Raw genomic sequence first — 12,329 nt, 5'->3', positions numbered from 1 at the left:
TTGCTCCTTCTTTTAATTCAGCCAATATCCATTCCAGCTCATTGTATCCAATCGGACGATCTCCATTTATTAAAAAATGAAAAACGTAAGAGATAGGGTGGCAACTAATAATAAAGCTTCTAAAGGAGGAATTTGTATGGTGAAAGCATTAATCTTTGACATGGATGGTACATTATTTCAAACAAATTTAATTTTAGAACAAGCATTAGAGGGAGCATTTGATGTATTAAGAAAAAATAATCTTTGGGATGGAGATACTCCAATCGAAACGTATAGAGAAATAATGGGGGTACCATTACCAGTAGTTTGGGAAACATTATGTCCAAGTCATTCATTGGAGGTTCGCGAAAAGAGTAACGCGATTTTTCATAAGAAATTAATTGAATTAATAAAAAATAGAAGAGGCTCTTTGTATCCAGATGTGGAATTTGTATTGGAAAAACTAGGAGCGGATCATGAATTATACATAGCAAGTAATGGACAAATAGAGTATCTTAAGTCGATTATTGATACATATTCTTTGGATCGTTTTATAAAAAAGGTATATAGCATCCAATCGATTCCTTCAGGACAAAAATCGGATTTGGTTAAGATGATAGTCAGTGAAAATCAAATTACTACAGGCGCCGTTATTGGTGATCGATTATCAGATATCATGGCTGCAAAAGAAAATGGTTTAACTGCAATTTGTGTCAATTTTGACTTTGCACAGGAAGAAGAATTAAAACAAGCTGATAAAGTGTTAGATTATTTTATCGAATTGTTATGAAAATAAAAAATACAGTTTGTAAAGAAGATGAAGCTTTTGAAAAAAATTGATCATTTATAGAAAGAACGAAATTTTATAATAAAGTTTGATAAAAATCACCTCTTTAGTTTTTCTTAGAGGTGATTTTTTTATTGGATATTTATGTTGAAAGTGGTAAAAAAATTGTGAAGAATTGTACTTAAACTACGAGAGCAGGTTAGTTGAAGAAGAGACGGAGTTTTTATATCGCAGTTGAAGGATGATGTGCAATAAGTAATTGAGCAATGAATATTAAAAATAGCCCTAAAATTTTTAAAAATATAGGGCCATTTAGTTACCTATTATTTATTTTGTTGGATATTCATATTCTCTGGGTGGCCTACCTTTTAACCTAGGTAATACACTTCCGAACTGTTGATAATTTTTTCTTGCCTCATTCAGTGTTAAGCCATGGTTTTGATCACTTTCTTCATCATTACTTTGAATAAAATCATCTATCTCCCATAAACATACTGGGCAGATGTAAGCGATGGCATCATTCGGAATTGTAATAAATCCACAGCAAGGACATGGTGAATTTCCGACTATTTCAGATTCAGTGTCAAACTCATCACTACTTGTTTCTTCATAGCTTATTACTTGCACGTATTCAGACTTATATTTTCCCTTTTTCTTTTTCATTTTTATATACCTCCACACCAGTATGTTTTATTCACATAAAGTCACAAATTATTTAGCTTCTTGTGATTATAGCATAAAGACGAGGAGGAATTAGCTTACTGCACATATCGTAGATGATGTGTAATAGGAGAAGGTGCTTGTTAAACTAATAGGGCAGGGGAGTGTTTGCTTAAGAAGCATCATCTTATTAGCCTATATTTACAATAAATAAAAAGAAATCATTTTGAAAAAAAGTTTGATCAAAATGATTCCTCAAATTCTTCTTCATCGGAATCCACCTTATTAAACAACCTTCCTAACCCTAATTACTGAATTGCGTCTTGATTTTTGTAATTTACTCGATTGATTTCAGATGCATACATATCCGCAACAATTTGTGCAGCAACAAAGGCTTACCAATCTGTATTAAGAAGGATTAATTAATTACTATATCGAATTAAAGATAAAATAATAAGAAGATTCATAAATTTAGAGTTCAAAGGTGTTTTATATAAAATAACGGAAAGTTTATTGATCCGTTAAGGGACAGTTTAATTGAACAAGGGATTGGATGTATTGGAATGTTTTGTGATGGGATTAAATTGGAGGGAATAGAAAATGGATGTAAAGACACTTTTGTTACAACAATGGGCAAGCTGCTTAGATGAAGAAGACTGGTTTCCACCACTTGAAAAAGTGCTAGAGAATATCACTTTTGAACAGGCAATTTGGAAACCAGCTGATGGGGCAATGAATTCCATTTGGGAATTAGTTTGTCATTTACTTTTCTATGAAAAGAGATTTCTGATGCGATTCCTTGGTGAAACAGCGAATGAACCACAGGCAGAAAATAATGAATCTACATTTCGATTACCAACTGAGACGTTAGAAAATTGGAAGGAAACAAAACAAGAATACTTTAATGTTCATCGTGAACTTGAAAAAATACTAGCAAAATCAGAACATGAAGATTTGTATAGACAGGTCCCAGGTGAAGATAATTCATTAGTGCTTGAACTGAAGAGTTTAGCAATGCACGACGCATATCATATTGGGCAAATTGTATTCCTTAGTAAAATGCAAGGAGCTTGGGCAGGGAAACGCAGCTTTTAAAAAAGCTTCATTAGCTTTACAGTAATTCCATTATAGGGTTCGCTTTAATGGAAGAGAGGGACCGTCCAAATCGGAAGTTCCCATATTTTATACCTGAAAAACAACAAAACTATTTAACAAAGCTAAATAAAAAACAAAGAAAAAATTAATAATTGAACGTTCAATCATATTGTATAGTTCATAACATTTTAGGAGGAATAGCTTATGAAAAAGTCCAGTATTATTTTCTTTGAAAGGCAATTTCCAAGTGCAAACATGATCCTTATTAAAGATCAGTTCCCGATTCTTATTGATACTGGTTTTGGAAGTGATGTGAAAAATACAGAGCAATTAGTTAAAGATGAAGGCGTTTCACCCGAAGAATTACATCTTATTGTGAACACACACTATCATAGTGACCATGTAGGTGGTAATTATTATCTTCAAAAAAACTATGGTGTCCCGATTGCTGCTCATAAATGGGACGCCGAATTAATTAATTCTTGTGACCCTGAATCTTGTAGTTCAGAATGGTTAGATCAACCTGTAGAACCTTATCGAGTTGATAGAAAACTATCAGATAACGATGAGATTCATGCAGGAAGCAGAACTTTGAAAGTGTTGCACACACCAGGACATACTTTAGGTCATATTTCTTTATATAACCCTGAAGAGGAAATCTTAATTTGCGGAGATCTCTTTCACAAAAGTGATATCGGGTGGTTAAATATCTTCCGGGAGGGTGTTTCATCTATCCAACGTTCACTAGAAAGTTTAGATCGATTGTCCACGCTTCCGATTCAAAAAGCATATTCAGGACATGGACCTCAAATAGATAATCCTATTGCTTCTATTGATGCAGCAAGGAAACGATTTGAAAAGTGGCTTAAGACTCCAGAAAAAGTTTCATGGCATGCCCTAAAAAGGATTTTTGCATTCACATTAATTATGAAAAACGGATTGGCAAAAGAAGAAATAGATAACTACCTACTAAACTGTGGTTGGTTCCAAGATTTTGCACGCTACTCCTTCCAGTGTCAGCCTGAAGAATTTATACAAATCCTGTTAGATGAAATGATTCGTTCTGGAGCAGCAAGCTGGAACAATAATCATTTAATCGCTACCGCTCCATACCAAGCACCACAAAAAGAATGGCTGGATAAAAACATAATGCCAAAAGATTGGAAAACTCAAGGTTTATTCACTTAACAAATAAAAATTGTCAGATTTTTAATGAAAATAACACCTTTAAGAGAGGGAGATTTATATGTCCTTAAAAGTAGGAGATATTATTTCGTTTGAACGTACTTTTACAGTAAGTGATGTAAAAATATTTACAGAAATCTCAGGTGACGAAGGGATTCACCATAGAACCTTAGATGAGCAGGGGCGACTTGTTATTCAAGGACTATTAACGGCAACTCTACCAACAAAAATAGGTGGAGATAATAATGTGCTTGCTCGCAATATGAATTTTGAATTTCTAAGACCTGTATTTACTGGGGATACAATTATTTGTGAAGTGAAAGTAGAAAAATACGAATGGCAAGAAGATAAAAATCGAAATTCTATTTATACTTCTTTTTCATGTAAAAATCAAAATGAGATAGAAGTCTTAAAAGGGGATTTTTCAGGTGTAATCCTATAAATTCTCGATTTTTTCAAAATAAAATAAGATGGAAATAAAAAGTTTGGTTTCATAAATATGTAGTGATTAAGGATTAGTTCTTATTACTAAAGGTGGCGTTTCTACAATAGGTGGAAACGCTTTTTAACTATGAAGGAGCGTCTATCCAACAAGGATTTAATATTCTTTTCGTTAAATTTATTGTACTAACGAGGCAATTTAGAGTAACAAGGAAATGTTAAAATAGTATTGAAAGGTGATGATGGTAATGGCTATATTTCCAGAAGAAAACGATTTTCTTTCGCTATTTGAGTGTGAACCTACATTATTTGATACCACTTCGGAAGGTTTACCATTTTATTATAATCAAGCAACGTATCAATTTTCTAACGGAGAGGAAAACTTTATTGTTACACTTTCTCCCTCCTACGGTGAAGTGAATATTAAAGTAACTCAACGTGTTTCAAGTAGAGTGTTATCAATTTTGGATTTAAAACGGGTCGAAAAATTTGAAATTACAGCAGATAAAAAAGACATTTCAAGTGTACTGTTAACAGTTCTAAACGAAGATTCGCAACAAACGATTGAAATTGACTTTAAGCCGAATTTTAAACTGTTTTTTAAGGAACATTACATTCGGTAAGCACAAATACTTAATCATCTATCGGGGATGTTTCTACATTAAAATGGAAACGTCTTTTTACTTTTTCAAGTAAGTTGAATAACAGGATGAGCTAATATTTAGTATAGAAGAAATAAAAGAATTTATTTATACCCAATTAGGAAGCGGGCATCGTAAATTTGTATTACGAGAATTTGCTAGAAATAGATGATTTTCCTTCTTCGAATGTAGTTCTTACATATATTATGGTGAAGTGAGCTTCATGGATGCTAAAAGGGGTATCTCTATAATAAAGTGAAGACGTTGTTTACTTAAGGTGTAGTTTTGTAGCAGAAGAGAAAGGGGATGTATGAAATGGCGATCATCGTAGCTTTAGCGGTTACAATACTGGGTTCAGCTGCGGCATACCTATTAAGTAAAGATAAATCGAAAAAAAGAAAATATATCATTTGGGGTATCACTACTATGATAGCAATTGCACCATTCTTATCTTTTTCAATTGGTTTAACCTATGCAATTATAGTTAGGAATGGATGGGCAGCATTGATTATGGTGTATTTGTTTCCAGTGATTTTCATCATAGGGCTTATTATGTTATTGGTGGGTATCTTTAAGGAAAAAGGAACAGAATCTATATAGAGTAAGGGAGAAATCCCTCAACAAAGAAGATCGTTTTTTTTCTTTATTAAACTAACGGAGCAGAATAGTAGATCATGGATTGGGAACTCTTGCACTGAAATAGACTAATGTTAAGTGACAAAAAAGTTATTTAATTTATAATATGTCGGTTAAAAATAATAAAGTTGTTAAAAAAAAGAGTCATTCTGTTCAACAATCGGGCCATATTGCGAAGGAAGAATTGCTGACTTTACACAAGGTAAATAAGCTAAGGATAAATGATGATGAACCGTATTACAAATAGAAATGTTTTTTAGTATTATTTTTAATTTAATGCATAAGTTTGGAACCAATGTCCATTTCAAACGTAAGTAATGTAAAAGATTTAACCTAGGAGGCGTAAGTATGAGGCAGCTTTATATAAAGCAGAAGGTATTGAGTCTTAGTGGGAAATATACAGTAAAGGATCATCAGGAGAAGGATATATATTATGTAGAGGGAAGTTTTATGCAAGTCCCAAAGACTTTCTCCATTATGAATACAGCAGGAGATGAAGTAGCACTCATTACGAAAAAGGTGTTCAGCTTTTTACCAAAGTTTTTGGTTGATGTAAATGGTCGAGAGGTATTAACAATAAAGCAGGAATTTTCCTTCTTAAAAGCACGGTATACAATTGATGCGGCAGGTATTGAAGTACAGGGTAATTGGTGGGATATGGATTTCCAAGTTTTACATCATGGTAAAATCGTAGGTAAAGTGAGCAAAGAGTGGTTCACTTGGGGTGATAGCTACAAGGTTCAAATAATAGATGAAGAGATAGAAACCATTATTATTGCACTCGTTGTTGCAATTGATTGTGTGAAGGCTGATCAAGCAGCTGTTTCTTCAACAGCGTCGATTTAAAATAGAAGTGTAAAATTAAAAGGCTAACAGTTTTCGGGCGCTATCCTTGAACAAGGGTAGTGCTATTTTACATATAAGGGCCAGATTGTGGAGCAATATCTTAAATGAAATTTGTATTTGTTGGGTTATAATTTAGAAGAGATTGTGAAATCTGTACTTAAAATAACATAGTCTGATAAATAATTTAGGAGTTCGGGTATTTCCACGACAAGTTCAGTTTGTTGAAAGGTTAGGTCAACTCGCTATGCTTCATTATAAAAATGAATAAGTAACAAAAATCTCGCCAATTACCGCGGCGAGTTTTGCCTTTCTATAAGCTAATTTATTGAGCAGAACCCTAAAATTGAACCCATTTATGCAGAGATTTGTTAGTGGAATATTGTATTCCCCATCGTGTGCAGTTTCGTCGGACCGCTATGCTGGGATATGACCCATTCTGATTAGATTGTTTTTAGGGGTACGTGAAAAGTTTTAAATTTGATGAGAGGTGGAGATTCATGAAAGTACACGATTGTCCTAATTGTAATACCTATAGTAAGGAATGCATTATTGTCATCCAAAATGCTCCAAACTTTTCGGAAGAGATATTAAAGTGCAGTAATTGTTGCTGGAGCGGAAAGTGGTCGGACATGACAGTACGGGAGGTTAAATTGCCGGAGATTCCAGGCGGGATAGCGATCCCAGGTGTCGAACCAATTACTGATTATTATGTACTTCATTCAGATCAAATTAGAATTACTTATACAGGAGGGTGTTGCCCTCATTGTGGTGGAAGTGATCCGTTATGCTGGTGCATGACGTTATGAACGATTACAATGAGCCTCTTGCTCGAAGTTGACGATTAGACAGGTACGGGCGAGAAATCATCCGAAATAAAGAATGAAAATATAACACGTAAAATAATCGAAAGGCTTCGTGGATTATCACCATCTACAAGTAAAAGAATATAAAGGATTTAAGAGAACAGGATAAAAATTTAGAAGATCAAAATACATCCAGTAAATATAAATTAAAAAAATAAGCCGCAAATGAGCTAAATAAAAATGGAAAAACCTCATTTAGATTTGTCAAGGAGAACCGTATCATAAGTAAATGAGGTTTTGATTACCATTCCTGTTTTCACTAACTAGTTTCCCTAATTAAATTACTATTTCTATGTTACCAATGTAAAAAACCAACAGGACCAACAGGACCTATTGGTCTTCGTCAGATAGATTTATGGCTTTAGTGCTTAATTTTGTGTTGCAAAATGTTTTTTAAATTTATTTATTATCGAGCCAATTTAATGCTTTACAATATGAAAGTACATTTTTTACATAATCTTGAGTTATCTCAAGTGTTGGTATTCCATTATATTTTTTTACTTTATCTGGACCGGCATTGTAGGCTGCTATTGTAAGAGTCCAATCATTAAATTCACAAAAGAGTAATTTCAAATAACGTGCAGCTCCGTCAATAGATTCCTCTGGAATACACGGGTTAACGTCAAGGAAATTTGCTGTTTCAATTTGCATTTGCATTAATCCAATTCCACCATCTGCAGAGACTTTATTGGGATTTCCCCGGCTTTCAATTACCATAATACTGTAGAGAATTTGACTGGGAATTTCATGTTTTTGAGCTGCTTCTATTATGTCTTTTGCCCATCTTTTGGCTTGAATGCCTCCAGGAAGTTGAGCAGGGATTATTTCATTGAAGGTTTCACTCAAATATATTTCATCTTCGATAATTTCTTGGATTTTAAGAACTTGATCAACAAATATTTGATCAGAAGAGAGATTATTTAATTGCATTAGCTGCCTAATGGTGATTCCGAATTTGTTCGATATTCCCCAAAGTGTATCTGATGGGCTCACAATATGCAGTTGGAATTTTTTGGGCTTGGTGTCTTCTTCTGTAACTTGATCAGGGATTATGTCATTGAAGGTTTCACTCAAATATAGTTCATCTTCGATAATTTCTTGGATTTTAAGAACTTGATCAACAAATATTTGATCAGAAGAGAGATTATTTAATTGCATTAGCTGCCTAATGCTGACTCCGAATTTGTTCGATATTCCCCAAAGTGTATCTGAGGGTTTCACAATATAATATAATTTGGATTTATTATTTTCTGACTTTTTCATTTGTATAAAAAATACTCTCCTTTCTTTCTACAGGTAATTTATAGTTTGAACTCTTTCTAGTATAATAAGTGCCTCCCTCAATAAATTAAGATTCAAAAATATGGATTTCAGTTATTGTTTAACAATTCACTTATTTTTTTAATTTTATAATTTTGGTCTAGAGCTTTTTCAATTATAGATGGAAGTGCTGTTAAAGACGATTCAGTTGGGTGCATTAAAATGATTGAGCCATTTTTGATGTTAGGGACAATTTTATCAATAATCTCATTTGGATTTTCAATTTTCCAATCGACCGTATCCAGTGACCATAAGATAGTCTCCATTTTAAGATTCTCAGCTATTTCAAGGACTCTGGAATCGAAGTATCCATATGGTGGAGTAAAGTATTTAGGCTTAACCCCTAATACCTCATGAATTTTTTCATTCGTTTTAGTAATCTCCATATTAATTTCCTCTACTGTTAATGTTCTCATATCCTTGTGTGAATAGGCGTGATTTCCAATTTCCTGATTTGAATCTTTAATCATGAGTGCGTATTCTGGGTACTGCTCCACCCACCTTCCTTCGAGAAAAAAGGTTACATTGATATTTCTTTCTTTCAATAATTTTAATAAATCTATTAAATACTCATTTCCCCAAGCTACATTTACCATAAAAGAAATATTCCGAATGGTTTCATTACCATGATAGATAGGTAACGAGGTATTTTGATCTTTCATATGGTTATCTCCTTATTTTCGTGTTTCATATAATATATGTAAACGAGAACAAAATGCATGGATTATATGTCACCTTCTTTAATTTTTTAGAAGTGAACTCAATTCCTCCAATGGTGGAACATCAACCCATCCCTCTTTCTAATTTTTACATACTATATTTTTAGGTTTGCTAATGACTTAAAAATAATTTACAGTTGGTGAAAAAATATGAGTGTACATCAAATTGATATTAATTTGGACGGTCAACAGGTGAAGAGCCACTTTTATGAATGTAATGGAGTTATGATGATTTCAGCCTTATTCTTTAAGCATGCTAATGTCTTAGTAGACTACGAGAGGGAGCAGCAAACTATAATACTGAAACAAAATAACACAACCATCACCTTCTTTAAAGATCAATACGAAGTTTTAGTTCAAAATGATAGTCTAATAAAAAATGAAACTTTGTCGGTTGCACCTTTGAATCTGGATGGGAAAATCTTTATACCGTTTCAATATGTCGTTCAAAACCTAAGGATGTCTATTTTAGAATACTCTCCTCCCCATAAAATAAATCTGATGACAAATCATTCGGCTAGACCACTTAGAGCAGTTTTTTATAAAGGTTCGGCAAATAAAAAAATGGCTGCTCTAACCTTTGATGATGGACCGGATGAAATCTATACACCTCAAATATTAGATATCCTTGAAGAAAAAAAAGTCAAAGCAACCTTCTTTGTGGTTGGTCAACAAGTTAGGTGGCAACCTGAAGTCTTTAAAAGAATTCTTCGAGAAGGTCATGAAATCGGTAATCATAGCTGGAGCCATCCAAACTTTATAGAGCTATCAACATCGGAGCTAAAAAATGAAATTAAATCCACCGAAACAGAAATTCGTTCACATACAGGAAAATCAACAACACTTCTTCGTCCCCCATATGGTTTTATTACGAATTCGGATATTCAAATCATTAATGAATTAGGTTATAAGATCATCATGTGGTCAGTAGATACACTTGATTGGTCTGGTTTAACAAATGAGGAGATTATGTCGATTGTAAATAGAGATTTAACAGAAGGGGCAATTATATTACAGCATTCCTTTAAAAGTGCACCAGGCAGGCTCGATGGATCCGTAAAGGCTTTGCCTGAAATTATTGATAAGTTAATAAGAGAAGGTTATGAAATTGTCACGATACCAATGTTACTAGACTAATATTTTAAAAATGATTTTTCCAACTTAAGAGGAGCAAGGAGTGTACTTATGCGCATTTTATTCTTAGAAAGCCATACAATGTGGATTCATGGATTACCAAATGGATTTAAGGATGCGGGGCATGAAGTGAAAATTTCCGGTCCATTGGACGGTCTAGATATTCCTAATCTTATTTCAGAATTTCGACCAGATTTAATCATTACAATGGGATGGGGTCCTGAAAACTCAACGACAGGAAAGCAAAAAAAAATATATGAAAGCACGATAAATGCTAATATTCCTCATGTATATTGGGCTACAGAAGATCCAACATCCACTGAAATATTTACAGTTCCTTATATTAGCAGAGCCCATCCGGATTTTGTGTTCACGATCTGCCGGGACAGGGTCGATTATTACAGAAGTTTAGGAATCCCTTCGGAGCATTTAGATTTTGGACATCACCCTAAAGTTCATTCTCCGGTAGAATTTGATTCCAAATATTATTCACCAGTTGCTATTGTTGCGAATGGATATCCAAGAAAGCTTTCTTATTTTCCAAATCATTTTCGTCACCAATCTATGAAAAATTTAATTAAACCGTTGATTGAAAATAATATTCAAATAAACTTTTATGGGAATAATTGGAATAACATGGGGGATCTTTTGGGGGTAGAAATCCCAAAAGAATGGATCCGTGGCTATATTGATTACACAATTGTAAATAAAATTTATAGTTCATCTGATATCATCATTGGCTTGCAAAATCTGCCTACACAACTGACACAGCGAACATATGAAGTACTTGGATCGGGAGGATTTTTGTTAACAAACAGCACCCCTGAAGTCCTGCGGCTCTTTAAATCTGGAAGAGAATTAATAACATCATCATCACCTGAAGAAACAATTGAATTAGTAAATTATTTCCTTCAACAGCCTAAAGAAAGGGAGAAAATCAAGAAGTATGGCATTGAAGCGGTAAACAAACACTCTTATAAAGCAAGAGCGGAATATATGCTAGAAGTTTTAGAGAAGAATGGAATCTTTAACAAAAGGAAAAGTACCTACAGTTTAAGAATTGAAAGAAAAATCTACCAACAGGGTAATTTTGAAATCTATGACGTTAAAAATGGGGATACTTTGTATCAAATTTCAAAAGAGTTTGGGGTAACAATTGATCAGTTAAAGCATTTAAATGAATTAACCTCAGATATAATCGATACCGGTCTCCCTTTGAAAATAAGATTAGCAGAAAATAAAGTGAATAAATACGATTATTATACAATTTGCCATGGAGAAACATTGGGAAAGATCTCAAAGGAGTTTGGTATTTCAGTCGAAGAACTAAAAAAAGAAAATGAATTAGCATCAGATTTTATCTATGCAGGCCAACTCTTAAAGATTGATAAGAAGTATATCAAATCAGAAGAAAAGTTACCCTCTGTTCTCCTTTCTAAAGGTTTAAAGGATGACAAAATGATTTCCTTAACATTTGATGCTGGCGATAGTGCAGAAAATACTGAAGCTATTTTAGATGTATTAAAAAAACATAATATACAAACAACCATGTTTTTAACCGGGGCTTGGGTAGAAAAATTTCCTCATTTTGCGAAAAGAATTGTATCCGATGGACACGAGATTGCAAATCATTCATATAGTCATCCAGATCTAACGAAGTGTTCCAAAAATGAAATCCTATCAGAATTAACACGCACATCTTCGTGTATTGAAAAAGTTCTTGGGATAAAGGGCAGCCCTTTATTCCGTCCACCATTTGGTTATTGGAATAAAACCCTCCTGGAAGCTGCAGGTCAAACCGATATTCCTTTTACAATTTATTGGAGCATAGATACTCTTGATTGGCAAGAACCAACTGCAGATACGATTTTTAGTCGGATTTTTTCAAAGCTTACAGGTAATGACATTGTACTTGCACATTTAAATGGAAAACCTACAGCAGCTGCAATGGATCTTGTCATACCAGAACTTAAAAAACAGGGATATCAGTTAGTAAAAGTAAGTGAAATGCTATGGAACTAAG

Annotated in this window: 13 protein-coding genes; 10 read left to right on the top strand and 3 right to left on the bottom strand. The window is 33.5% G+C overall.

Annotation, left to right across the window (positions count from 1 at the left end; all coding sequences use genetic code 11):
* Positions 1–136 precede the first annotated feature (136 nt).
* The gene (locus ABE048_RS02260) at positions 137–769 is read left to right on the top strand and encodes an HAD hydrolase-like protein (RefSeq protein WP_430308857.1); all 633 of its coding nucleotides are present in this window, start codon (positions 137–139) and stop codon (positions 767–769) included.
* Between the two features lie 324 nt (positions 770–1,093).
* On the opposite strand, the gene ABE048_RS02255 is transcribed toward ABE048_RS02260, so the two are convergent.
* On the bottom strand, positions 1,094–1,429 hold the full coding sequence (locus tag ABE048_RS02255; RefSeq protein WP_430308856.1) for a CPCC family cysteine-rich protein: 336 nt from the start codon (positions 1,427–1,429) through the stop codon (positions 1,094–1,096).
* A 597-nt stretch (positions 1,430–2,026) separates the two neighbouring features.
* On the opposite strand from ABE048_RS02255, the gene ABE048_RS02250 reads away from it, so the two are divergent.
* The 7 genes from ABE048_RS02250 (at position 2,027) to ABE048_RS02220 (ending at position 7,076) form a co-directional block, all read left to right on the top strand.
* Complete coding sequence (locus ABE048_RS02250) at positions 2,027–2,521, top strand: DinB family protein (RefSeq protein ID WP_430308855.1); 495 nt, start codon at positions 2,027–2,029, stop codon at positions 2,519–2,521.
* A 204-nt stretch (positions 2,522–2,725) separates the two neighbouring features.
* Positions 2,726–3,709 (top strand): MBL fold metallo-hydrolase, encoded by a 984-nt coding sequence (locus tag ABE048_RS02245; protein ID WP_430308854.1) that lies wholly within the window; start codon positions 2,726–2,728, stop codon positions 3,707–3,709.
* Positions 3,710–3,767: 58 nt separating this feature from the next.
* A complete protein-coding gene (locus ABE048_RS02240; RefSeq protein WP_430308853.1) occupies positions 3,768–4,148 on the top strand; it encodes a hotdog domain-containing protein in 381 nt (126 codons plus the stop codon).
* Between the two features lie 247 nt (positions 4,149–4,395).
* Positions 4,396–4,770, top strand: coding sequence for a hypothetical protein (locus ABE048_RS02235; protein ID WP_430308852.1), 375 nt, complete (start codon positions 4,396–4,398; stop codon positions 4,768–4,770).
* A 333-nt stretch (positions 4,771–5,103) separates the two neighbouring features.
* Positions 5,104–5,388 (top strand): hypothetical protein, encoded by a 285-nt coding sequence (locus ABE048_RS02230; RefSeq protein WP_430308851.1) that lies wholly within the window; start codon positions 5,104–5,106, stop codon positions 5,386–5,388.
* A 384-nt stretch (positions 5,389–5,772) separates the two neighbouring features.
* Positions 5,773–6,270: an LURP-one-related/scramblase family protein gene (locus ABE048_RS02225; protein ID WP_430308850.1), complete on the top strand. Its 498-nt coding sequence runs from the start codon at positions 5,773–5,775 to the stop codon at positions 6,268–6,270.
* Positions 6,271–6,899: 629 nt separating this feature from the next.
* Entirely contained in the window at positions 6,900–7,076 is a 177-nt protein-coding gene (locus tag ABE048_RS02220; RefSeq protein ID WP_430308849.1) for a hypothetical protein, read from the top strand.
* 456 nt (positions 7,077–7,532) lie between these two features.
* Here the strand turns inward: ABE048_RS02220 and ABE048_RS02215 are convergent, their stop codons facing one another.
* Together ABE048_RS02215 and ABE048_RS02210 are read right to left on the bottom strand one after the other, a co-directional pair.
* Positions 7,533–8,396, bottom strand: a complete 864-nt coding sequence (locus tag ABE048_RS02215; RefSeq protein WP_430308848.1) for a lytic transglycosylase — start codon at positions 8,394–8,396, stop codon at positions 7,533–7,535.
* A gap of 107 nt (positions 8,397–8,503) precedes the next feature.
* The gene (locus ABE048_RS02210; protein WP_430308847.1) at positions 8,504–9,115 is read right to left on the bottom strand and encodes a polysaccharide deacetylase family protein; all 612 of its coding nucleotides are present in this window, start codon (positions 9,113–9,115) and stop codon (positions 8,504–8,506) included.
* A 207-nt stretch (positions 9,116–9,322) separates the two neighbouring features.
* Here ABE048_RS02210 and ABE048_RS02205 point away from each other — a divergent pair, with 207 nt between their 5' ends.
* Together ABE048_RS02205 and ABE048_RS02200 are read left to right on the top strand one after the other, a co-directional pair.
* Positions 9,323–10,309, top strand: a complete 987-nt coding sequence (locus tag ABE048_RS02205; RefSeq protein WP_430308846.1) for a polysaccharide deacetylase family protein — start codon at positions 9,323–9,325, stop codon at positions 10,307–10,309.
* A gap of 48 nt (positions 10,310–10,357) precedes the next feature.
* On the top strand, positions 10,358–12,328 hold the full coding sequence (locus ABE048_RS02200; RefSeq protein WP_430308845.1) for a polysaccharide deacetylase family protein: 1,971 nt from the start codon (positions 10,358–10,360) through the stop codon (positions 12,326–12,328).
* Position 12,329 lies beyond the last annotated feature (1 nt).

Origin of the sequence: Rummeliibacillus pycnus (assembly GCF_050459865.1) — a bacterium.
In the GTDB taxonomy this organism is placed as follows: Bacteria; Bacillota; Bacilli; order Bacillales_A; family Planococcaceae; genus Rummeliibacillus; species Rummeliibacillus pycnus_B.
The sequence above is the reverse complement of the archived record's forward strand: the minus strand, read 5'-3'. Positions and strand labels throughout refer to the sequence as shown.